Below are 21699 nucleotides of genomic sequence, written 5' to 3' on the forward strand. Positions count from 1 at the left end.
ACGCAGTGCGGCCGCCGCGCCCCGTGGGGGAGGGCGCGGCGGCCGCCGATTGCGTTGCGTCGGGCGTGTGCCGCCCGGTCACGGCTGCGGGGGTCGGTTACTCAACGACCTTCAGCAGCTTGTTCGGCGTGCCCTCGGTCGCGTTGGAGATCGCGTCGGGGGTGGCTCCCTCGGTCAGCGCCGTGGCGACCTCCGCCGGGGTGGCGTCCGGGTGTCCGGAGAGGTAGAGGGCGGCGGCACCGACGACGTGCGGGGTGGCCATGGACGTGCCGGAGATGGTGTTGGAGCCGTCGTCGCTGTCGTTCCAGGATGAGGTGATGTCGGATCCGGGGGCGTAGATGTCCACGATCGAGCCGTAGTTGGAGAACGAGGACTGCTCGTCGTCCACCGTGGACGAGGCGACCGTGATGGCCTCCGGGACGCGGGCCGGGGAGCTCTCGCTCGCGTCGGCCGAGTCGTTTCCGGCGGCCACCGCGAAGGTGACTCCGGAGGCGATGGCCTTCTGGACCGCGGTGTCGAGCGCCTCGTCCGCGCCGCCGCCGAGGCTCATGTTGGCGACCGAGGGGCCCTCGTGGTTGGCGGTGACCCAGTCGATGCCCGCGACGACCTGCTCGGTGGTGCCCGAGCCGGAGTCGTCGAGGACCCGGACGGCGACGATCTTCGCCTTCTTGGCGACCCCGTAGGTCGCACCGGCGATGGTGCCCGCAACGTGGGTGCCGTGGCCGTTGCCGTCGTCGGCGCTGTCGTCGTTGTCGACGGCGTCGTAGCCCGAGGCGGCCCGGCCCTCGAACTCGTTGTGCGTGGTACGGACACCGGTGTCGATGACGTATGCGGTGACGCCCTCGCCCGCGCTGTCCGGGTAGGTGTACGCGTTGTCGCCGGCCGTCTCGGCCTGGTCGATGCGGTCCAGCCCCCAGGAGGGCGGGTTGTCCTGGGTGGTGTCGATGTGGAACTTCTTGTTCTGGACAACCTTGGAGACGGCTGGGTCGGCCGCCAGACGCTTGGCCTCGGTCAGTGAAAGGCCGCTGGCGGAGAAGCCGTTGATGGCGGAGTTGTAGTTCCGCTTGAGCTTGCCGCCGTACTCCTTGGCGAGCTTCGCCTTGTCGGCCTTCTGGTCCAGCATCACGATGTAGCTGCCCGAGACGGCGGTCGCCGCGTCAGCGCCGTAGACGATGCCCATCGCGGGAGCCGGCGCGGCTCCGGCGATGGAGGTGCCCAGCAGGGTGACTCCGGCCGCTGCGGCCGCTGCGGTTATCGCCGCGGTCAGCTTGATCCGACGTGCGCGCTTGTGAATTGCCATGAAGAGGGGTCTCCTCGTCATTCTTTGTGGGGGGATTGACCCCCCGGCCGGAAGATCTCCGGGGGGTTGGCTCGAAACCCTCGCCGATTGACGCGCTCAGATCAAGACCTTCATGCGGCTGTGACTTACTCAACAAGGTTTCGTAATAAGAAACCGGCCAGCTGCACCCACGTCGTGCCAGTCGTGGCAACATCCGTCACACGTACGGGGCTCGCCGCTCCCGCAGCGGCGACCCGCGCACTTCGCAAGAGGTAAGGCGGACCCCGCCGGTGCACCCGGGTGGGCGAGGAGACGACTTGATTCCGCCCCCGTTCGTCAGGCGGGCAGTTCGGCCTCGATGAGGTCGGCCGCCCCCTTCGTGCCGCCCTCCCCCGCCATGCGCTCCCGCACGGCCGCGGCCCTCTTCGCCACCTCGGGGTCACCCACCAGGCCGAGCACGGCCGCCCGCAGCGACTCGGGGGTCACCTCCGCCATCGGGAGATGGCGGGCGACGCCGAGCGCCTGGAGCATGTCGGCGTTGCCGAACTGGTCGACGGCCTGCGGCACGGCGACCATCGGGGTGGCGGTGGCGAGCCCCTCCTGACTGCCCCCGGCGCCCGCGTGGGTGATGAAGGCATCCGCCTGTTTCAGCACGGAGAGCTGCGGCACCCAGGAATGCACCTCCACATTGGCCGGTACGTCGCCCAGTTCGGCGGCGTCGACCCAGGTACCGATCTGGAGCACGACGTGCCAGCCGGGCAGAGAGCCGAAGGCCGTGACGCAGTCGCGGTAGAAACCTGGCTGGTTGGTGAAGGTCGAGCCGAGCGAGACCAGCAGCACCTTCTCGGCACCCTCGGGGCGCTGCCACTCGCCCTGGTCCGCGCGGTCCCCCTGGCAGGCGCCCACGAAGGTGTGGACCGCCCTGTCGACACGATCGGCGTTCGGCTGGAGCACCTCGGGGATCAGGACGACCGACCGCGGCGGCCGGCCGACGAACGGGTCCGGGTGCCGGTCGATCCCGTTCCCGGTGAGCCAGTCCTGGAAGCGCCGGTAGTACGCCCGCCCGCGCTCGGACCGCTTCAGCTCGGCGGTCATCGGCTCGCCGACCTCCTCTTCGTATCCGTCCCAGGCGACCAGGTTGGGCGAGAGGGAGACGGCGGGCACACCCCAGCGATGGGCAAGGACTCGCGCCGGGTAGGAGGTGATGTCGTGCAGGACGAGGTCGGGCTCGTCCCCGTCGAAGGCCTCGATGAGCTGAGGCAGGGCCTGGACGGCGTCGTCGAGGAAGGGTTCGAGGTTGTCGATGAGTTCGGTACCCCAGGCGTCCGGGGCCTCTTCGGTCGGCAGCACCGAGGTGTAGAGCACCGGTTCGGCGCCGGTGGCGGCGACCTTCTCGGCGAACGACGCCGGGATGGCGTAACTGACGCGGTGCCCACGGGCGACGAGCTCCCGGATGACTTCCAGGCTCGGGTTCACGTGCCCGTGGGCGGCGATGGAGAACATGGCGATATGGGCGCGCTCGGTATTCGTCATGCCCTCACCGTAGGCGAGACGATACGTCTCGTGCATTTGGTTTTCGGGGTGCCTCAGCGCTGATAGCGGGCCAGCACCCGGTTCCCGTCGTCGACCAGACGTTTCCTCAGCTCTTCTGCGCCGATCGCCCCGCTGTAGTACTCCTGGAGGGCGGGTGTGGCGACCTTGTCCTTCCATTCCGGGTAGCCGCGGACCGACTGGGCGGGCGCCGGCCGCAACGCCTTCGCCACGGCGACCCCGGTCGACCAGCCGTCCTTGTCGGTGTGCAGGGCCGGGTCCGCGAGGGCCGTGGTGCCGGTCGGGAGCATCCAGTCGCCCTTGGCCAGGCGCACCATGTTCTGCGGCCGGAGCAGGAAGTCGATGAACTGCGCGGCCTCCTTCTTGTGCGGGCTGGCCTCCGAGACGGAGAGGGTCTGCGGACTCACCCCCTGGGCGAGGCCCCCGCTCCCGGCCGGGGCGGGCAGGACGGTCCACTCGAAGCCCTCGGGGGCCTGCTCGACGACTTGTTGGCGGTACGAGAAGCCGAGCGGAACCATCGCGTACTTACCGCCGAAGAATCCGGGGAGGGTGTCGGAGCCGCCCATGCCGAGCGCGGTGCGGGCGGCGCTGTGATCGATGTCGACCTGATCGTGAATGGTGCCGGGGACGACCTGGTCGCCCTCGCCCGCGCGGATGGTCACCTTGCCGTCGGCGTCCGCATGGAAGAGCCGGCCGCCGGCGGAGAGGCCGAGGTTGAGGGTGACGGAGACGGGCTCCTTGAGCGGCCAGGCGACGCCGTATCTCCCCTTGTCCGTCAGCTCCTTGGTGATCTGCCTGAACTCGGTCCAGCTCCAGGGGTTGCCGGGGGTCGGAATACGGACCCCCGACTCCTTGAGGATCTTGGTGTTGGCGATCAGGACACGGGGCTCCTGGAGGAACGGCACTCCGTAGACGCCGTCGCCGAAGGTGGTCGTCCGCCAGCTCTGTTGCGGGATGTCGGCGGTCAGCCGGTCCGGCAGGAGCGTCCGCAGATCGGCGAGGTAGCCGCCGTACGCGAAGTCGGCGAGGTCGTCGGAGGCGTCATGGATGACATCCGGCGCCTCGTCACCCTCGAAGGAGGTGAGCAGCTGGTCGTGGACGGTGTCCCAGCTGCCCTGGACGTAGTTGACATGGATGTCGGGGTGGGTTTCGTTCCACTCCTTCACCAGTTGCTTGTTGGCGTCGACGGACTCCTTCTGCCAGGCCAGCGACTGGAAGCTGAGCTCGGTCCGCCCGTTGCCGTCCCCGCCGTCGCCCGTCCCCGCGCAGCCGGTGAGCAGCAGGGCCAGCGCGGTGGCCACGGCGCCGGCCGCCGTCCGTAGTGGACGCATCAGCTCTTCACCGCCCCGGCCAGCATGGAGCCCGTGATCCGCCGCTGGATGATCGCGAAGATGACCAGCGAGGGAAGGGTCGCAAGGAACGCGGCGGCGGCGAGCGGTCCGAGGTCGGCCGCGCCCTCCGCCCCGATGAAGTGGGTCAGTACGACCGGCAAGGTCTGCTTCTCCGGTGTCTTGAGCAGGACGAGTGCGAAGAAGAACTCGTTCCATGCGGTGATGAACGCGAAGAGTGCGGTGGCGACGATGCCGGGGGCCAGCAGCGGGGCGGTGACCGAGACGAGCGTCCGCAGCCGGCCCGCGCCGTCGACCGAGGCGGCCTCTTCGACCTCGGCGGGCACGGCCCGTACGTACCCCACCAGCATCCACAGCGCGAAGGGCAGCGCCCAGACGACGTACACCATGATCAGCCCCCACAGGGTGTTGATCAGATGGAGATTCTTCAGGACCAGGAAGAGCGGAATGATCAGCAGGACGAACGGGAACGCCTGGCTGACCACGACCCATCCGGTGGTGGCCGTCGAGAGCCTGGAGCGGTGGCGGGCCATGACATAGGCCATGGGCGTGGCGATGAGCACCGCGACGACAGCGGCGCAGAGCGCGGCGATCAGCGAATTGGCGGCGGCCTGGAGCAGCGGCTGTTCGTCGAATGCCTTGCGGAAGTTGTCCAGCGTCGGATGCTCGGGGATCCAGGTCGGGTGCAGGGAACCCAGTTCGCGCGCCGGTTTGAAGGCGGTGGAGATCAGCCACAGGAACGGGAACGCCAGAAAGACGAGATAGCCGAGCAGTGCGACGTACTGTCCGGCGCGTGCGGATCTGCTGGTACGCAGGCTCACCGGTCCTCGCCTCCCCTGAGCCGGCCGACGAGATACACCGCGAGGATCACGGAGATCACCGCGACCATCACACAGCCCATCGCCGCGGCGTAGCCGAACTGTCCGTAGCGGAAGGCCTCTTCGTACGCGAAGAGCATCGGCAGCCGGGTGCGGCCGCCGGGCCCTCCGTTGGTCAGCACGTAGACCAGGGCGAAGGAGTTGAAGTTCCAGATGAAGTTGAGCGCGGTGATGGAGAGCGCGACCGGTCTGAGCACGGGCCAGGTGACAGTGCGGAAGCGGCGCCAGGCACCTGCGCCGTCCAGGGCGGCCGCCTCGTGGAGTTCGTGCGGGGTGTTCTGCAGCCCGGCCAGGAGGGCGACGGTGGTCTGGGGCATGCCGGCCCAGACGCCCACGACGACCACGGCGGGCAGGGCGGTGGCGAGCCCGGTGAGCCAGTCCCGGCCGTCGCCGAGGCCGAGATCACGGATCGTCTCGTTGAGGATGCCGGCGTCCGGGTTGTAGACGAGCCGCCACATGATGCCGACGACCACCTCGGGCATCGCCCACGGAATGATCGCCAGCGCCCGAGCCAGCCAGCGCATGCGCAGATTCTGGTTGAGCAGCAGGGCGAGGCCGAGCGCCAGTACGAACTGCGGGACGGTGACGCCGACCGCCCACAGCAGACCGATCCGGAACGAGTCCCAGAACAGGGCGTCGTGGAGCAGGTCCTGGAAATTCAGCCCGCCGATCCACTGGGTGGAGCGGGTGCGGCCCGACTGGGCATCGGTGAAGGCCAGCGCGATGCCGTAGAGGAGCGGGCCGACACTGAGGATCAGGATCGGGATCAGCGCGGGCAATACCAGGAACCAAGTGCCGGCGTTCCGGCTGACCGGCCGGGTCTGCTTGTCATGCGGACTGCCGGGCGGACCGTTCCTTCCGGATCGTACGGTTGCACTCGCCAATGTCATGAATTCGCCCCCTTGCGTCATTCGATCGGTTTCATACCGTTCTGGCCGCTCAGGTGACCCTCGCCATCGTGCTGACGGGCCGTCGGTTCGTCAAGGCAGCCTGCACAGATGCGAAAATCGGAGCCATGAACGAGATGCGTGCGCGCGAGGTGCTGACCGCCGCCGGACTGTCCGGCGGCGCGGAGTTGCTCGCGCTGGGTGAGAACGCGGTGTTCGCCGTGGACGACCTGGTGGTCAAGGTCGGCCGGGACGCCGTGCAGAACCCGGAACTGCGGGACCGGGCCGAGCGCGAGGTGGCCGTCGCTCAGTGGCTGGCCGCCTCCGGTGTCCCCGCCGTACGGGTCGCCGAGCCCGGGGCGCGGCTGGTGGAGGGCCATCCGGTGACGCTCTGGCACCGGCTGCCCGACGCCGTACGCCCTGCCGAGCCGCGCGATCTTGCCCCGCTGCTCACCCAGGTGCACGCGCTGCCCGCCCCGGAGGGCTTCACGCTGCCGCGCCGTGAGCTGCTCGGCGGCGTCGAGCGCTGGCTGCGGCTCGCGGGCGACGCGATCGATCCGGCCGACGCCGACTATCTGCGCGGCCGGCGCGACGGGTTCGCGAAGGCCGCGGCGGCCCTTGCCCCGCACCTGCCGCCGGGTCCCATCCACGGCGACGCGCTCCCCCGCAACGTCCACGTCGGCCCGGACGGGCCGGTGCTGGTCGATCTCGAGACCTTCTCCGCCGATCTGCGCGAGCACGATCTGGTGGTCCTCGCACTCTCCCGCGACCGGTACGGCCTGCCCGCCCATGCCTACGACGCGTTCACCGAGGCGTACGGCTGGGACGTACGCACCTGGGAAGGATGCGCGGTTCTGCGCGGCGCCCGCGAGACGGCGAGCTGCGCCTGGGTCTCCCAGCACGCCCCGGCGAACCCCAAGGCGCTGACGGAATTCCGGCGCAGGGTGACGTCACTGCGCGAGGACGACCCCGAGGCGCGCTGGTACCCCTTCTGAACGGCGCTTCCCGTCGCACGGAATCGCTACCGCGTCCCAGCACCTCGCCGTCCTGGAGGACTTCCGGGACTTCGTGCGCACGGTCCGGCCGGACACCGGCGCGGCTTCGTAGGACGTCCCGCCGGAACGGCCCTTCTTGTACCGACAATCCGACCCTCATAGGTTGACCTCATGGGATTCTTCGACATGCTGACCGGAACCAAGCGCCCCGAGGACGGGGTCGCGCCACGCTCAGCCGAGGAGTTGCGGACAGCCCTACTCAGCCTCAACCGGCCGGATGTCCCGTACATCATCCGCGACGGCGCAGCGCATGACGCCAATCTGGTGGCGGAGTGGCGGATCGCCGAGCCAGCCTGGCAGACCTTCTTCATCGGGTCCCAGCTGACGCACGCCCTCCGGATCCGGATGCGCCTGGTCGAGGAGGTCCCTGAGGTGCGTGCCGTCGAGGAGCAGTGGGAAGTCACCCGCGTCGGGAATCCTCCGCGGCTGAAGACTTCGGCGGAGTACGCGCGCGGCTCGGGCAGGACCGTCTCCCGCCGCTGGACGCTCCAACGCGGGGAGAACGGCCGCCTCGAAGCGACGGAGACATTCAGCTTCGACAGCGCGCAGCTGACCAACCCCCTGCGGAAAGCCGCCCTCGAGTCGGGCTGGACCTGGCGCGGAGTGATCTTCGGTAAGCTGTGAGGTCTGCGGGACCACGACTCGCCGCCCGGCCCCGCGGCCTCCCCCGCCTTCCGCGGGGACGCCCGTCCCTCCGGGCTCCTGCCCGGACCGGGGTCGGCCCGGCATGTTCCCACCTGTTGCCGGAGGTGGGCCGACCGCCCTCCGGCGGCATCCGCGGAACACAGTCCCACGTATGTTTCCGGCGACTGCCTTGATCATTCGGAATGGAGCACCGATCACCATAGCCCGCTCGACCGCAGCGAAGTGGAGCCTCTCGGCCGTGGCCGCCGGCGCGCTGCTCGTCGGCTGCTCGGCGTCGGTCAGCGCCGGAAAGTCCGAGCCGAAGCTGTCCTCCGACAAGCTGGCCGCCTCGCTCGCCGACAAGCTCGCCTCCACGACGGGCCAGCCGAAGCCGGACGTCACGTGCCCTGAGGACCTCGCCGGGAAGGTCGGCACCGAAACCCGGTGCACGCTCGCCGCGGACGACGGCAGCACCCTGGGCGTGACGGTCACCGTCACCTCCGTCGACGGAAAGCAGATCCACTACGACTTCAAGGCCGACGAGACGGCTTCGCCGGCTCCGAACTGACACCCCTCGCCCGTCGGATCACCCTCAACCGCCTGCGGGCTCCCGCCTCCGGGGGATGAGCGGCCAGTCCGGTTCGACGACCGCAGCCGGATCCGCGGTGCGCCGGAGGTAGGCCTGCAGGGAGAGCGACTGCTCGGCCGCCGCGCGCACCTGAAGACCGTGCAGGTCCTCCAACGGCATCACTCCGACGGGCTGGTGCTTCTCCCCCATACGCCGCACCACGCGGGCAGCGGCCACGGCGTCCGCCCTCGCGTCGTGCGCGTCGTCGAGCGACACCCCGTAGTGGGCACACAGCGCGTGGAGGGCCCGCTTCCCCTTCCGGTACTTGTCGACATGCTTGTCGATCACCAACGGATCGATGACGGGCGAAGGCGCGTCGCCCAGTCGCTCGCTGACCGACTCGACCGCGTACCGCCGGCACTCACGGTCGAGCAGGGACAGGTCATAGCGTGCGTTCATCACCACCAGCGGCGTCCCTGAGCGCAGCCCGTCAGCGACGGCCCGTGTGATCTCCTCGATCGCGGAGGCGGCCGGCGCCCCGTGCTCGCGGGCACATTCCGTCGAGATGCCGTGGATCGCCGATGCCTGCTCGGGTATGGCCACACCCGGATTCAGCAGCCAGGTCCGCTCCTCCGACACGGATCCGTCCGCCTCCAGCCGGACGACCGCCGCCGTCACGATGCGGTCGGTCTCGACATCCGTCCCCGTGGTCTCCAGGTCGAACGCCAGCAACGGCCCGCTGATCCAGCTCATCGGACCGCCCCCGCCCCGACGGCCGCGGCGGTGGCGATCCGGGCCTCCAGCGGGTCCGTGCCGCTCGCCTCCGGGCCGAAGCCGACCCGGCACTCCTGGTGCCAGCTCATCCCGTACCTCCTTCTGTGGTGCGTTCTCCCAAGTGATGACCACCTTCGCACGCACCACTGACAACGCTGGAAGGGGCGTCAGGAGACGGGCCTGGAGTCCGTCCAGACCGACTCGAACTCCTCGCGGTACGTCTCGAACAGCCCGTGCTCGTTGTCCTGCCCCGCCCTGACCACCGCATGCCCCCCGCCCCGCAGCACCAGCACGGGCGCCTCCATGCCGCGTGCGCGCCGCAGATACGGCTGGACGACCCCGACCGCGTCCGCCCCGTCGCCGTCCACCAGATAGGCCGTGAAGCGCGGCGTCTCGTCGAAGACATGGATCTCGAAGGCACCCGGATCGCGAAGCTTGGAGCGGACCCGGCGCATATGGAGGATGTTCATCTCCACCGACCGGCTCAGCTCGCCCTTCTTGAGACCCAGCTCCCGCTCCCGGCGCTTGACCGCGCTGCTCGCCGGGTTGATGAAGAGAAGCCGGACCCGGCAGCCCGACTCGGCGAGCCGGATCAGCCTGCGGCCGGAGAAGTTCTGCACGAGCAGGTTGAGTCCTATGCCGATCGCGTCGAGCCGGCGCGAACCCCCGAAGAGATCCTCGGCGGGCAGCTGGCGCTGGAGCCGCACCCGGTCGGAGTGGACGGAGACCACGTCCGCGTACCGGTCGCCGACCAGCTCCTCGACGGCGTCGACCGGGAGCCGGTCGGCCGACGGGACCGCGGCGCCGCTGCCCAGGATCTCCAGGAGCCGGGCCGAGGCGCGCTCGGCCTGGGCGAGGACCGCCTCGTTCAGAGCGCGGTTGCGGGAGACCACATTGCGGGCGACCTCCAGCTCGTCGAGCGCCAGCTCCACCTCGCGCCGGTCGTCGAAGTACGGCTCGAAGCACGGCCAGTGCTGGACCATCAGCTCACGCAGCTGCGGCAGCGTGAGGAAGCTGAGAACGTTGTCGTCGGCCGGGTCCAGCAGATAGCCCTTGCGGCGGGAGACCTCACGTACGGCGACGGCGCGCTGCACCCACTCCTGCCCGGCGGGTCCGGCGGCGGCCACCACCCAGTCCTCGCCGTGGACCGGCTCGTAGATGGGCCGGAGCACCGCGGCGACCACGGCGCGCAGCCGCTGCTCCACGAGATTCAGCCAGATATAGGCCCGCCCGGCCCGCTGGGCGCGCGTGCGCACCTCGCTCCAGGCGTCCGCTCCCCAGTCCAGTTCCGCACCGATCTCCATGGGCTGCGCAAGTGAGACCGCCCCGGGCGGGGCATCGGTTGAGTCCCCCTCGTGACCTGTGTCACCTGGGGGCAGCTCGAACCCTCCCGAGCTCACCCGCGCACCGCCTTCCACTCCCCCACCAACGATCAAGGAAGGGTACTCCGCGAGCGGGAGCCGGTGCAGCCGGATGCACAGGCTGCTTCCTCAACTCCCCTATGACACAGGCAGGTTCCCCACGGCAAGATCTGCCGTAGTGAGCGGATTCATAGTGATTGAGCACCTCATCCGGGGCCCTGTACCGGGCCTGCGGCCGGCTCAGGGCCCCGGATCCCGGATCCGGGCGACACGGATAGGCCCGATGTTGACCGGACCGCGCGACGTCCTAGGTAGCCGCACCTCTTTCGGGGAAGATCTGGCTCAAGCAGCCCGCAAGCCCCAGGCACCCGGATCAGAAGTGGAAGGGTCAACCTATGCAGGTCTGGCCGGGACAGGCGTATCCCCTCGGTGCCACGTACGACGGCGCCGGGACCAACTTCGCGGTCTTCTCAGAGGCCGCCAACCGAATCGAGTTGTGCCTGCTGCACGACGACGGTTCCGAGACGGCGGTGGAACTCAGGGAGACCGATGCCTTTGTCCGCCATGCCTATCTGCCCGGGGTGATGCCCGGTCAGCGGTACGGGTTCAGGGTCCACGGGCCGTACGAACCGGAACGCGGCATCCGCTGCAATTCGGCCAAACTGCTGCTCGACCCGTACGCCAGGGCCGTCGCCGGGCAGATCCAGTGGGGCGAGGCGGTGTACGGCTATCCGTTCGGCCGGCCCGACGCGCGCAACGATCTCGACTCGGCGCCGCACACCATGACCTCGGTCGTGGTCAACCCGTACTTCGACTGGGGCGACGACCGGCGGCCCCGTACGGACTACCACCGCACGGTGATCTACGAGGCCCATGTGAAGGGTCTGACGATGCTCCATCCGGGGCTGCCGAAGGAACTGCGCGGCACCTACGCGGGGCTGGCCCATCCGGAGGTGATCGCCCATCTGACGGAACTGGGTGTCACGGCGATCGAATTGATGCCGGTTCACCAGTTCGTCCAGGATCACCGGTTGGTGGACGCGGGGCTGGCCAACTACTGGGGTTACAACACCATCGGTTTCTTCGCCCCGCACAACGCGTACGCCTCCTGGGGGGACCGCGGTGAACAGGTGCTGGAGTTCAAGCAGGCCGTTCGGGCGCTGCATCAGGCCGGTATCGAGGTGATCCTCGACGTGGTCTACAACCACACCGCGGAGGGCAATCACCTGGGTCCGACGCTCTCCTTCCGGGGCCTGGACAATGCCTCGTACTACCGGCTCGCGGACGACCAGCGGTACTACATGGACACCACGGGAACCGGGAACTCCCTGCTGATGCGCTCGCCGCACGTGCTGCAGCTGATCATGGACTCCTTGCGGTACTGGGTCACGGAGATGCATGTGGACGGCTTCCGCTTCGACCTGGCGGCCACCCTGGCCCGGCAGTTCCACGAGGTCGACCGGCTGTCGTCGTTCTTCGATCTGGTGCAGCAGGACCCGGTGGTCAGCCAGGTGAAGCTGATCGCCGAACCGTGGGACGTGGGCGAGGGCGGCTACCAGGTGGGGAACTTCCCGCCGCTGTGGACCGAGTGGAACGGCAAGTACCGGGACACCGTGCGGGACCTGTGGCGGGGCGAGCCGCGGACCCTCGCCGAGTTCGCCGGGCGGCTGACGGGGTCGTCGGACCTGTACCAGGACGACGGCCGGCGGCCGCTCGCGTCGATCAACTTCACCACCTGCCACGACGGATTCACGCTGCACGACCTGGTCTCGTACAACGACAAGCACAACGAGGCGAACGGCGAGGGCAACCGGGACGGCGAGAGCCACAACCGGTCCTGGAACTGCGGCGCGGAGGGCGAGACGGACCAGCCGGAGATTCTGGAGCTGCGCGAACGGCAGATGCGGAATTTCATCGCCACGCTGATGCTGTCGCAGGGCGTGCCGATGCTGAGCCACGGCGACGAGTTCGCGCGTACGCAGCGGGGCAACAACAACGCGTACTGCCAGGACAACGAGTTGTCGTGGGTGCACTGGCCCGACCCCGCCGAGGCAGCGACGGACGATGCGGACGAGACCGATCCGGCCGAAGAAAACGGTCTCGGAAGCAGTCTGCTGGAGTTCACCCGGGCAATGGTCTGGCTCCGCCGCGACCATCCGGTCTTCCGGCGCCGCCGGTTCTTCCACGGCCGTCCGGTCGAGGGCACACACGACGAGCTCTCGGACATCGCGTGGTTCACGCCCGAGGGCGGCGAGATGAAGCAACGGGACTGGCAGGCCGCGCACGCCAAGGCGCTGACGGTCTTCCTCAACGGCCATGCGATCTCGGAGCCGGGGCCGCGCGGCGAACGGATCTTTGACGACTCGTTCCTGCTGATGTTCAACGCGAGTGCCGACACGCTGGAGTTCTCCGTTCCGGTGAATCACGGCCGGCAGTGGCTGGTGGTGGTCGACACGGCGCGCCCCACCGGCGTTCTTCCCGGCTCGGGGCCGAAGGTGTCGGCGGGCGAACGGGTGATGCTGGTCGGACGGAGCATGGCGGTGCTGCAGCGGCCCGCCTAGGGTCTTTCGTTTGGATCCGGCCTGATCCAAACGAAAGACCCTGGGTCCGGCCTTCCGGCCCGGCCGTCGACTCGACGACACCGCCGGTCGAGCCCTTTGCGGCGTTCGGTGACACAGGAGCCCGCAGGCTGGGTACGTAACGGCGCATGACGCCCACCGCCACCTACCGGCTGCAGCTCCAGCCGGACTTCCCGTTCGCGGCCGCCGGACACGCCGTGCCGTATCTCGCCGCGCTCGGCGTCTCCCATCTGCATCTGTCCCCGGTCCTGGAAGCCGTGCCCGGCTCCAGACACGGGTACGACGTCGTCGATCACAGCCGGGTACGCGCGGAACTCGGCGGTGAGGAGGGGCTGCGGGAGCTGGCCCGCACGGCGCGTGAGCACGGTCTCGGACTGGTCGTGGACATCGTGCCGAACCACATGGCCGCGGTCCCCCGCCACAACCACGCACTGCGGGAGGTGCTGCGCGAAGGCTCCGAGTCCCCGTACGCCCGCTGGTTCGACATCGACTGGGCGGCGGGCGGCGGCAAGGTGCTGCTGCCGGTGCTGGCCGGACGGATCGGCGACGAGATCGACAGGCTCCGGGTCGACGGGGAGGTGCTGCGCTACGGCGAGCAGGAGTTCCCGCTCCGGACCGGCACCGCTCGTCTGCCGCTGCCCGAGCTGCTGGATGCCCAGCACTACCGGCTCGGCTGGTGGCGGCTGGCCCGCACCGAGCTGAACTACCGGCGGTTCTTCACCATCTCCGACCTCATCGGGGTGCGGGTGGAGGACCCCGAGGTCTTCGCCGCCACCCACGGCAAGATCCTCGAACTGGTCCGGGACGGAGTCGTCGACGGGCTGCGCATCGACCACCCCGACGGGCTCGCCGATCCTGCGGCCTATCTGGAGCGGCTCTCGGCGGCGACCGACGGGCGGTGGACGGTGGTGGAGAAGATCCTCAGCCGTACCGAGCCGCTGCCCGCGGGCTGGGCCGTCGCGGGGACGACCGGGTACGACGCGCTGCACCGGATCGACGGCCTCTTCGTCGATCCGATGGGCGCCGCGGAGCTGCTCGGCCGCTACCGGGAGTACGCGGGGCCCGCCGGCGACCGCGGGGGTGACTGGACGTCGACCGTCCGCCGGGCCGCGTACCGGGTGGTGACGCATGAGCTGGCCGCCGAGACCGGGCTGCTGACCCGGCTCGCCGTACGTATCTGCGCCGAGGACCCCTCGCTGCGCGACCACGCACCGTGGACGCTGCACACCGCCGTGTGTGAACTTCTTGTACGCGTACCCGTCTACCGCCCGTATGTGACACCCGGCGGGCCCCGCACGAAGACGGCTGAGACGGCGCTCTCGGATGCGGCCGTACGGGATGCGGAGGCGGTGTTCTCCGTTCCGGAGGAGGCTTCGGCCGTCGAGGTCGTGCGGGATCTGGCCGTGGGGCGGCTGGGCGAGGGGCCCGACCGGGCGGCGTTCTGCTCCCGGTTCGCCCAGACCGCGTCGGCGTTGCGCGCCAAGTCGGTCGAGGACACGGCGTTCTACCGGTACGTACCGCTGATCTCGGCGAACGAGGTGGGCGGTGATCCCGGGCAGCCTGCGGTGACGCCGGAGGAGTTCCATGCGTTCTGTGCCCGGCTGGCGCGCGACTGGCCGGCCACCGGCACGGCGCTGACCACGCACGACACCAAGCGGAGCGCCGATGTACGGGCCCGGGTCGCGGTGCTGACCCAGTGCCCGGAGCAGTGGTCCTGGCTGCTGGTGGAGCTGGGGCGGGTGACTCCCGCGACCGCTCCCGATGCGCAGTTCGCCTGGCAGGCCTGGCAGACGGCCTTCGGCTGTGTGAAGCTGCCGGTCCGGGAGATGGCGGGCCGGCTGGAGCCCGCACTGCTGAAGGCGGTCCGCGAGTCGGGTCTTTTCACCAGCTGGACCGAGCCCGATCCGGCGTACGAGCGGGCGATGACGGACTTCGTCGCGGCGGGACCGGCCGCTGGCAACGGCCCGGTGCGCGAGGCGCTGGAACGCTTCGCGGGCACGCTCGACCCGTACGTACGGGCCAATGTTCTCGGCGCGGCGCTGGTGCAGCTGACGATGCCGGGTGTGCCCGATCTGTATCAGGGCACGGAACGGGAGTACCTGGCGCTGGTCGACCCGGACAACCGGCGGCCGTTCTGCCTACCGTCCGGGGACGAGGCCTTCAGTGAGAAGCGGGAGCTCACCGCGGCGGTGCTGCGGCTGCGGCGCGAACGGCCGGAGGTGTTCGGCGAGTCGGGTACGTACGCCCCACTGAGCGCCCATGGCCCGGCGGCCGCGCATTGTCTGGCCTTCTGCCGCTCGGGCGAGGTGGTCACCGCGGTGACCAGGCTGTCGTTGCGGCTGGCGGAGTCGGGCGGCTGGCGCGGGACGGAGCTGACGCTGCCGGACGACGGGCCGTGGACCGATCTGCTGGCGCCCGGCCGGAAGTTCACCGGGGCCACGGTCGCGCTCGTCGAGCTCTTCGCGGAACGTCCGGTGGCGCTGCTCAGCCGGGTCGGACGAGAAGGGCTCGCGGACCGCGCGTGAGCACCCCCGTGCCGGCCGGGCGGAATCCGTCCGCCCAGCGGAGCCGGGGCATCGCGTCGAGGAGGGCCCGCAGGCCCTGCTGGGCCTCCAGCCGGCCGAGCACGACGGCCGGGCAGCCCGCCGGTCCGGTGAGGGACCGGCCCTGGTCGTAGCGGAAGGGATCGAAGAGGTCGGGTGCACAGAACCGTTCCGGATCGCGGCCCGCCGAGCCGATCAGACAGGCGACGGGTGCCCCGGCAGGCAGCGTGCCGCCGCTGAGGGTGACATCGGTGACGGTGCGGCGCAGCACGACCTGGACGGGCGGGTCGCGGCGCAGCGACTCCGTCCAGGCCCGGACGGCCAGGGCGGGTTCGATGCGCAGCGCGGCCAGGAGGTCGGGGACGTCGAGCAGGTTGGCGAGTAAGGAGGCGAGCGCGGTCTCGCGGAGGCCGGTGTGCCGGATGCACGGTGTGGTGGCGGTACCTCCCGGTCCGGTGCGGGGCAGCCGGGTCGCGTACCGGCGGGCGGGCGTGTCGGCTGCGGAACCGGCGGGCAGCCAGCGGCAGAACTCCTCGACGAGGTCGGCCTGTTGGCGGCCTGCGATGCGGTGCGCCAGCACGTAGGCGGTGCGCTCGATCCGCTCGGCCATGTGACGTGGCACTGAACCGGTCGCGGCCCTGCGCTGCTTGCGGGGCGTGCACAGGGTGCTGCCGTGGCAGAGTCCGAGGGGTGCGGGGCCGCCGCGGGGCGCACTGTCGTGCGGGAACCCGGTGAACCGGGGGTCGCTGAGGGCCGTGGTCACATCCGCGTACCGGCTGACCAGCCAGGCGCCCAGGGGCGCGTCGTAGCTGAGCGGGTATTCCTCGCGCAGGATGCGGTAGAGCCGGTACGGGTCGTGTGCGGCGCCGGGTGCGAGCAGGCTGGGGCCGGTGCCGGGGCGGGATCCGCGCGCCGTCCGGCCGGCCCGGCGGCCGGGGTCCGGTGCGGGTATGCCTTCGGGCGCGTCGGCCTGCATCGGTACCCCGGCGTGTAAGGGCGCCGGTGTGCGGCGCGATCCTCACCAGCGGATCACCGACAGGGGCGTTGCGCAGTCGGTGTACGGCCGTCCGGGTGACGACGGTGTGCCCGGTCGGGCCGGGTACCGGTCCGTGAGCGACCGGGGGCGGAACGGCCGGGAAACGACGAACAGATCCGTGAACGCGGCGGCGGTCCCGGTCAGCTCGACACGGAGGGTGCGGCCGTGCTGGACGTCCACGACCGTCCGGGCGCTCTCCGACGCGGTCGGCGAAGCCTTTTTCACCCTCGCCGGCCGCGGTCTCCATCAGCAGTCCTGATGCCGCCTCGCCGGGCCCGCGTCCGACTCAGGCAGGGGGCCCGAGGACGGGCGCGGAGAGCCGGAAGCTCATCCGTCCGAAGCTCACCTGGTCCCCGTCTCGGACCGGGACCGTACCCGTGACCCGCTGTCCGTTGACACAGGTGCCGTTGGTCGAACCCAGGTCGCGCAGCAGCCAGCGGCCGCCCTGCACGGTGAGTTCCGCATGGAGCCGGGAGACGGTCTCGTGGTTGAGCCGCAGCCCGTTGCCCGGATCGCGGCCGATCAGCAGGGGGTACGGGCTGGGAGTGGGGAGCAGGAGTTTCGGGAGGCGTTCGGTCTGCCAGACCCGGCGCACCCGGCCGGGAAAGCCGGACACTCCGCTCACGACCCGGAGTATCCGCCGTGACCAGCGGTCTTCGCTCTCCAGGTCGGCGGTGAGCGCCTCCAGATCCTCCGAGCGCCGGGCGGTGAGGGCCAGTTCCATGCGCCGCATGAAGGTGTCGTGGGACAGCTTGCCCTGTGCCGCGCCGTCTCTGAGCACGCCGAGAACACGGTCGCGCTGGGCGTCGGACAGCCGCGCGGGATACGTGTGGAACTCGAAGGGGGACGTCACGGAGCCAATTGTCGGGCCGACCGCCCCGGAGTGTCCAGAACAACCGTTCCTAACCAGCGTGCATGAATGGGTCCTGGACCCACTGTTGCGTGCTGGGCGCATCCCGAACGGTGTTGGATGCACTGGGTTGCCGCTCTCTCGTCCCGTTCGGCGGCACGCCTCCAGGGGCGTGGTCCGTTGCGGGTGGGCGGGTTCCCTCACGCCATCGGGAGCGATGAGCCAGCGTTCCGCTTCCCAGCGTTCCCGCCACTGCTCCTCGGTGAGCCGGGCCTGGGTGAGGTGGTGGCGGGTGTTCAGGAGACGTCTGCCGCCCCGTACCACCCGGACGCGTCCGGCCTGCCGGTCACAGACGGCGGCGGCGTGCCGGGCTTCCAGCGCCGTGAGACGGCGGGGGGCCGAGTTCATCGCGGGCGCCACCGACCGGGGCAACGCGCCGATGGCGGTCGCGTTCGCCCGGGCCGGCCATCGCATCAGCCAGGAACGCATCCATCCGGTGTGAGTTCAGGGACGAGTTCCGCCAGCCAGTCCAGGCGCAGCTGCTGCTCGGCGGGGATCGTCGCATCCTCGCCGCGCGGCCCCACATTGAGCAGCAGATTGCCGCCCGCGGACGCCGTCTCCCGTACCAGCGAGTCCAGCGCGTCCCGGCCGAGGAACGCCTCGGGCGGGGAGTTGCGGTTGTAGCCGAAACTGTGGTCGATGCCACGGGTGATCTCGTACGGGCCGGGGCCGGTGTAGCGGGCGAATTCGGGCGTACGGAAGTCGTAGTACGGGGGTTTGCGCGGGACGAAGCCTTCGCCCTGGGCGATGGTGCGTCGCTCCCAGCGGTCGTACAGGGCCTTGGCACCCGGGAGTTGCAGTGCGCGCCGCATCGGTGCGTACGGGAACAGCCGGTCGTTGACGACGCCGTGCGGGACGGTGAAGCGGTAGTACTCCACCAGCCGCTGGACGTCGGAGCGGGAGCCGGGCCAGGCGATGTCGTTCCAGAGGATGTCGGGGCGGTAGCGGCGGATCAGTTCGCGTATCTGGGCGCCCGCGTACGCGGGGTAGCTGCCGCGCGGGACGGCCGAGACGGTGTCCGCGCCGGTACCGATGGGCCGGTCGTCGAAGGTCCAGTCGAGGCCGCCGGAGTAGTAGACGCCGAAGCGCAGGCCCTCGGCCCGTACGGCTTCGGCGAATTCACCGACCACGTCGCGCGAGGTGTGCCAGCCGGTGCGGTGCGGGTTGCCGACCTCGGAGGGCCAGAGGCAGAAGCCGTCGTGGTGCTTGGTGACGAGGACGGCGTAGCGGGCGCCCGCGGCGCGGAAGCTGCGGGCCCAGGCGGCGGGGTCCCAGGTGTCCAGGGCGTCGTTGAAGTCGCCCCCGAAGGCGGTGTACGGGCGGGTGCCGTAGGTCGCGCGGTGGTGGGCGGAGACGGGGCTGTCGGGGAAGCGGAGCGCGTTCTCGTACCACTCGGCGTACGACGTCCAGCCGAGCGGCGAGCGACGGCCCGCCAGGGGCAGCTCGTCCGCGGGGACGTACGGAGGGGCCCAGCCCGGTACGGAGGCGGGTGTCCAGTGCACGAAGATCCCCAGTCGGGCCCGGGACCACCATGAAGCAACCATGGCGCGAAGTATTGATCACACAGGGGGTCGTTCGTAAGATCCGGGCACCTCCGGGGCACCTTGCCGGACCCTGACGAGCTGATGGCGAGCGGCCGATGATCCTGGACGATCCCCGTGCGGAACCGCAGCGCCGCGTAGGCGGTGGCTGGATCGGCGGTCTGGCGCTGGCCAATCTGGGCCTGTACATGGCTTTTCTCACCCCGATCCAGGTGCTGCTCGCGGAGCAGATCGACGATCTGAGCTCGTCCGGCAAGGAGGTCGCACTCGGCTGGGCGACGGGGGCCGGGGCGCTGGTCGCGGTGATCGCCAACCCGGTCGCGGGCGCGCTGTCGGACCGTACGGGCGGACGGTTCGGCCGCAGGCATCCGTGGATCCTGGGCGGTGCGCTGGTGGGCGCGGTGGGTCTGGCGGTGACGGCGGCGCAGACGACGGTGGTCGGGGTGGCGCTCGGCTGGTGTCTGGCGCAACTGGGGCTGAACACGATGCTGGCGGGCACCAGCGCGGTGGTTCCCGACCAGGTGCCGGTGCGGCAGCGGGCGGCGGTTTCGGGGTTCATCGGCATACCGCAGACGCTGGGGCTGGTCTTCGGGGTGCTGCTGGTGTCGGTGGCGGTGACCGGGACCGGTTCGGGCTACCTGGTGCTTGCGGGGCTCGTGGTGCTCTGTGCACTGCCGTTCGTCCTGATGACCCGCGACCCGGTCGTGCCCGGGGTGCGGGGGCCGGTGGTCCGGCTGAGGGACTTCTGGGTGAGTCCGCGGCTGTATCCCGACTTCGGGTGGGCATGGCTGACCCGTTTCCTGGTCCAGCTGGGGAATGCGATCGGCACGCTCTATCTGCTGTATTTCCTCAAGGACGCGGTGCATTACCCGGATCCGGACATGGGCGTGCTGTATCTGACGCTGCTCTACACCGGTGGTGTGGTCGTGACGGCGGTGGCGGGCGGGATCGTCTCGGACCGTCTGGGCAAGCGGAAGATGATGGTCAGCGCCTGCTCGATGGTGATGGCGGCGGGGTCGCTGCTGCTGACGTTCTGGCACACCTGGCCGGCTGCGATGGCGGCCGCGGTGGTACTCGGGCTCGGCTACGGCATCTATGTGGCGGTCGACCAGGCGCTGATCACCCAGGTCCTTCCGACGGCCGTCGACCGGGCGAAGGACCTGGGGGTCATCAATATCGCCAACTCCGCACCGCAGGTCCTCGGCCCGGCACTGGCCGCGCCGATCGTGGCGTACGCGGGTGGCTATGCCGGGCTCTACCTGGCGTCGACCGTGGTGACGGTGGTGGGCGGGGTGCTGGTGTGGCGGATCAGGTCAGTGGGCTGAGCCGCCGGTGCCGGTCTTCTGCGCACGGATCAGATCGCGGTACCAGGCGTACGAGTCCTTGGGCGTCCGGCGCAGCGTCTCGTAGTCGATGTGGACCAGGCCGAACCGCTTGCCGGCGCCCTCGGTCCATTCGACGTTGTCGGTGAGCGACCAGGTGAAGTAGCCGCGGACGTCGACGCCCGCGTCGATGGCCGTCCGCAGTGCCTTCAGGTGTCCTTCGAGGTAGGCGATCCGGCGGGCGTCCCGGGCCGGCTCGTCGACGGCGCAGCCGTTCTCGGTGATGTAGAGCGGCGGGAGCCGGTCGCCGAAGCGGCTGTGGAGCTGGACGAGGGTCTCGCGCAGGCCGTCGGGGACGACGGGCCAGCCGAAGTCGGTCTTCTCGTAGCCCTCTATCTCGCGGATGCCGAAGGGGAGTTCGGCGGGCATCTCGAAGCCGGAGAAGGATTCCAGGGCTTCCGGGTCCGGGGCGCCGACAAGGGTGGGGTTGTAGTAGTTGACCCCGTACCAGTCGATCGGGGTGGAGATGGTCGACAGGTCGTCCTCGACCGGGCCCGGCATCAGCGCGGCGAAGTTCTCGTCGGGGTAGCGGCCGGTGAGGATCGGGTCGGCGAACATCCAGTTGGTGATCGTGTCGTACAGCTGCGCGCCCAGGCGGTCCTCGTCACGGTCCCCGGCGGTCCAGACGGGGGTGTGCGAGACGGCGATGCCGATGTTGTCGGCGCCCGCGCCGCGCAGGGCGCGGACGGCCAGGCCGTGGGCGAGGAGCTGGTGATGGGCGGCGGGCAGGGCGTCGAAGAGGAGGGTGCGGCCCGGTGCGTGCTCGCCGAGGGCGTAGCCGAGCATCGTCACTTCGGCCGGTTCGTTGATGGTGATCCACATCGGTACGCGGTCGGCGAGGCGCTCGGCGACGATGCCCGCGTACTCGGCGAAGCGGTAGGCCGTGTCCCGGTTGAGCCAGCCGCCCGCCTCGTCCAGCGGCAGCGGGGTGTCCCAGTGGTAGAGGGTGGGGGCCGGGGTGATGCCGTGGGCGCAGAGTTCGTCGACGAGGCGGTCGTAGAAGTCGAGCCCCTGCGGGTTGATGGGTCCGCTGCCGCCGGGCACCACGCGCGGCCAGCTGACGGAGAACCGGAAGGCATCGGCGCCGAGGCCGGCCAGGAGGGCGACGTCCTCGCGGTAGTGCTGGTGGAAGCCGGTCCCGCGGGTGGTGTCGGTGCCGTCCTTGATCCGTCCGGGCTGTGCGGCGAAGGCGTCCCAGCCGGAGGGGCCCTTGCCGTCGGTATCGGACGCCCCTTCGGTCTGGAACGCGGAGGCGGAGGCTCCCCAGAGGAAACCGGGCGGGAACGACGGCACATTCATCTCGGCCTCCACAGCCGTAAGAGGGAGTGCGTATTGAGTAGTGCGTATTGAGCAGAACCTGGCGGGGCAGTGATCAGAACCAG

The 21699-nt window shown here is 70.2% G+C and carries 18 protein-coding genes and 2 pseudogenes; 7 read left to right on the forward strand and 13 right to left on the reverse strand.

Features of this window, described 5'->3' with window-relative positions:
• Nucleotides 1-97: 97 nt before the first annotated feature.
• The 5 genes from ACZ7IB_RS36335 to ACZ7IB_RS36355 all read right to left on the reverse strand — a co-directional run bounded on the left by ACZ7IB_RS36335 (nt 98) and on the right by ACZ7IB_RS36355 (nt 5947).
• Nucleotides 98-1300: a S8 family peptidase gene (locus tag ACZ7IB_RS36335; protein WP_470918563.1), complete on the reverse strand. Its 1203-nt coding sequence runs from the start codon at nt 1298-1300 to the stop codon at nt 98-100.
• Nucleotides 1301-1615: 315 nt separating this feature from the next.
• Nucleotides 1616-2848: a macrolide-inactivating glycosyltransferase gene (gene mgt / locus ACZ7IB_RS36340; RefSeq protein ID WP_470918565.1), complete on the reverse strand. Its 1233-nt coding sequence runs from the start codon at nt 2846-2848 to the stop codon at nt 1616-1618.
• Between the two features lie 17 nt (nt 2849-2865).
• Nucleotides 2866-4161: an ABC transporter substrate-binding protein gene (locus ACZ7IB_RS36345; protein WP_470918567.1), complete on the reverse strand. Its 1296-nt coding sequence runs from the start codon at nt 4159-4161 to the stop codon at nt 2866-2868.
• Nucleotides 4161-5000, reverse strand: a complete 840-nt coding sequence (locus tag ACZ7IB_RS36350; RefSeq protein WP_470918569.1) for a carbohydrate ABC transporter permease — start codon at nt 4998-5000, stop codon at nt 4161-4163. The genes ACZ7IB_RS36345 and ACZ7IB_RS36350 overlap by 1 nt, the downstream gene beginning before the upstream one ends.
• Complete coding sequence (locus ACZ7IB_RS36355) at nt 4997-5947, reverse strand: carbohydrate ABC transporter permease (protein ID WP_470918571.1); 951 nt, start codon at nt 5945-5947, stop codon at nt 4997-4999. Before ACZ7IB_RS36355 ends, ACZ7IB_RS36350 begins: the two co-directional genes overlap by 4 nt.
• 125 nt (nt 5948-6072) lie before the next feature.
• On the opposite strand from ACZ7IB_RS36355, the gene ACZ7IB_RS36360 reads away from it, so the two are divergent.
• From ACZ7IB_RS36360 to ACZ7IB_RS36370, 3 genes are all read left to right on the forward strand, one after another.
• The gene (locus ACZ7IB_RS36360; protein WP_470918573.1) at nt 6073-6939 is read left to right on the forward strand and encodes a phosphotransferase enzyme family protein; all 867 of its coding nucleotides are present in this window, start codon (nt 6073-6075) and stop codon (nt 6937-6939) included.
• Nucleotides 6940-7110: 171 nt separating this feature from the next.
• Entirely contained in the window at nt 7111-7623 is a 513-nt protein-coding gene (locus tag ACZ7IB_RS36365; protein ID WP_470918575.1) for a hypothetical protein, read from the forward strand.
• A 214-nt stretch (nt 7624-7837) separates the two neighbouring features.
• Complete coding sequence (locus tag ACZ7IB_RS36370) at nt 7838-8191, forward strand: DUF4333 domain-containing protein (protein WP_470918637.1); 354 nt, start codon at nt 7838-7840, stop codon at nt 8189-8191.
• Between the two features lie 24 nt (nt 8192-8215).
• Here ACZ7IB_RS36370 and ACZ7IB_RS36375 read toward each other — a convergent pair whose 3' ends face one another.
• Together ACZ7IB_RS36375 and ACZ7IB_RS36380 are read right to left on the reverse strand one after the other, a co-directional pair.
• Nucleotides 8216-8944 carry an exonuclease domain-containing protein gene (locus ACZ7IB_RS36375; protein ID WP_470918577.1) on the reverse strand — a complete coding sequence of 243 codons (729 nt, stop codon included), beginning with the start codon at nt 8942-8944 and terminating at the stop codon, nt 8216-8218.
• Between the two features lie 188 nt (nt 8945-9132).
• Nucleotides 9133-10365: an SAV2148 family HEPN domain-containing protein gene (locus ACZ7IB_RS36380; protein ID WP_470918579.1), complete on the reverse strand. Its 1233-nt coding sequence runs from the start codon at nt 10363-10365 to the stop codon at nt 9133-9135.
• Nucleotides 10366-10721: 356 nt separating this feature from the next.
• Between ACZ7IB_RS36380 and glgX the strand changes: the two genes are divergently transcribed.
• Both glgX and treY read left to right on the forward strand, forming a co-directional pair.
• The gene (gene glgX / locus ACZ7IB_RS36385) at nt 10722-12887 is read left to right on the forward strand and encodes a glycogen debranching protein GlgX (RefSeq protein ID WP_470918581.1); all 2166 of its coding nucleotides are present in this window, start codon (nt 10722-10724) and stop codon (nt 12885-12887) included.
• 146 nt (nt 12888-13033) lie between these two features.
• Nucleotides 13034-15430, forward strand: a complete 2397-nt coding sequence (gene treY / locus ACZ7IB_RS36390) for a malto-oligosyltrehalose synthase (protein ID WP_470918583.1) — start codon at nt 13034-13036, stop codon at nt 15428-15430.
• On the opposite strand, the gene ACZ7IB_RS36395 is transcribed toward treY, so the two are convergent.
• From ACZ7IB_RS36395 to ACZ7IB_RS36410, 4 genes and pseudogenes are all read right to left on the reverse strand, one after another.
• The gene (locus ACZ7IB_RS36395; protein ID WP_470918585.1) at nt 15390-16424 is read right to left on the reverse strand and encodes a cytochrome P450; all 1035 of its coding nucleotides are present in this window, start codon (nt 16422-16424) and stop codon (nt 15390-15392) included. The genes treY and ACZ7IB_RS36395 overlap by 41 nt on opposite strands.
• Nucleotides 16425-16466: 42 nt before the next feature.
• On the reverse strand, nt 16467-16709 hold the full coding sequence (locus tag ACZ7IB_RS36400; protein ID WP_470918587.1) for a hypothetical protein: 243 nt from the start codon (nt 16707-16709) through the stop codon (nt 16467-16469).
• A 61-nt stretch (nt 16710-16770) separates the two neighbouring features.
• Nucleotides 16771-17337, reverse strand: coding sequence for an FHA domain-containing protein (locus ACZ7IB_RS36405; RefSeq protein ID WP_470918639.1), 567 nt, complete (start codon nt 17335-17337; stop codon nt 16771-16773).
• Between the two features lie 201 nt (nt 17338-17538).
• A pseudogene (locus ACZ7IB_RS36410) lies at nt 17539-17727 on the reverse strand (IS200/IS605 family accessory protein TnpB-related protein); the annotation flags it as partial.
• Between ACZ7IB_RS36410 and ACZ7IB_RS36415 the strand changes: the two are divergent.
• Nucleotides 17726-17836: pseudogene (locus ACZ7IB_RS36415) on the forward strand (GNAT family N-acetyltransferase); the annotation flags it as partial. The pseudogenes ACZ7IB_RS36410 and ACZ7IB_RS36415 overlap by 2 nt on opposite strands.
• Here the strand turns inward: ACZ7IB_RS36415 and ACZ7IB_RS36420 are convergent.
• Nucleotides 17808-18938 (reverse strand): alpha-L-fucosidase, encoded by a 1131-nt coding sequence (locus ACZ7IB_RS36420; protein WP_470918589.1) that lies wholly within the window; start codon nt 18936-18938, stop codon nt 17808-17810. The pseudogene ACZ7IB_RS36415 and the gene ACZ7IB_RS36420 sit on opposite strands and share 29 nt — an antisense overlap.
• 95 nt (nt 18939-19033) lie before the next feature.
• Between ACZ7IB_RS36420 and ACZ7IB_RS36425 the strand changes: the two genes are divergently transcribed.
• Complete coding sequence (locus ACZ7IB_RS36425; RefSeq protein ID WP_470918591.1) at nt 19034-20260, forward strand: MFS transporter; 1227 nt, start codon at nt 19034-19036, stop codon at nt 20258-20260.
• On the opposite strand, the gene ACZ7IB_RS36430 is transcribed toward ACZ7IB_RS36425, so the two are convergent.
• Nucleotides 20249-21616: a GH1 family beta-glucosidase gene (locus ACZ7IB_RS36430; protein WP_470918593.1), complete on the reverse strand. Its 1368-nt coding sequence runs from the start codon at nt 21614-21616 to the stop codon at nt 20249-20251. The genes ACZ7IB_RS36425 and ACZ7IB_RS36430 overlap by 12 nt on opposite strands.
• Nucleotides 21617-21699: the final 83 nt, after the last annotated feature.

Source organism: Streptomyces sp. NPDC037301 (genome assembly GCF_055602785.1).

What these genes read in the sequence shown, in the direction of transcription:
- ACZ7IB_RS36335 (WP_470918563.1), bottom strand. Translation starts at nt 1,300, where the DNA reads ATGGCAATTCACAAGCGCGCACGTCGGATCAAGCTGACCGCGGCGATA.
- mgt (WP_470918565.1), bottom strand. Translation starts at nt 2,848, where the DNA reads ATGCACGAGACGTATCGTCTCGCCTACGGTGAGGGCATGACGAATACC.
- ACZ7IB_RS36345 (WP_470918567.1), bottom strand. Translation starts at nt 4,161, where the DNA reads ATGCGTCCACTACGGACGGCGGCCGGCGCCGTGGCCACCGCGCTGGCC.
- ACZ7IB_RS36355 (WP_470918571.1), bottom strand. Translation starts at nt 5,947, where the DNA reads ATGACATTGGCGAGTGCAACCGTACGATCCGGAAGGAACGGTCCGCCC.
- ACZ7IB_RS36360 (WP_470918573.1), top strand. Translation starts at nt 6,073, where the DNA reads ATGAACGAGATGCGTGCGCGCGAGGTGCTGACCGCCGCCGGACTGTCC.
- ACZ7IB_RS36365 (WP_470918575.1), top strand. Translation starts at nt 7,111, where the DNA reads ATGGGATTCTTCGACATGCTGACCGGAACCAAGCGCCCCGAGGACGGG.
- ACZ7IB_RS36375 (WP_470918577.1), bottom strand. Translation starts at nt 8,944, where the DNA reads ATGAGCTGGATCAGCGGGCCGTTGCTGGCGTTCGACCTGGAGACCACG.
- glgX (WP_470918581.1), top strand. Translation starts at nt 10,722, where the DNA reads ATGCAGGTCTGGCCGGGACAGGCGTATCCCCTCGGTGCCACGTACGAC.
- treY (WP_470918583.1), top strand. Translation starts at nt 13,034, where the DNA reads ATGACGCCCACCGCCACCTACCGGCTGCAGCTCCAGCCGGACTTCCCG.
- ACZ7IB_RS36395 (WP_470918585.1), bottom strand. Translation starts at nt 16,424, where the DNA reads ATGCAGGCCGACGCGCCCGAAGGCATACCCGCACCGGACCCCGGCCGC.
- ACZ7IB_RS36420 (WP_470918589.1), bottom strand. Translation starts at nt 18,938, where the DNA reads ATGGTTGCTTCATGGTGGTCCCGGGCCCGACTGGGGATCTTCGTGCAC.
- ACZ7IB_RS36425 (WP_470918591.1), top strand. Translation starts at nt 19,034, where the DNA reads ATGATCCTGGACGATCCCCGTGCGGAACCGCAGCGCCGCGTAGGCGGT.
- ACZ7IB_RS36430 (WP_470918593.1), bottom strand. Translation starts at nt 21,616, where the DNA reads ATGAATGTGCCGTCGTTCCCGCCCGGTTTCCTCTGGGGAGCCTCCGCC.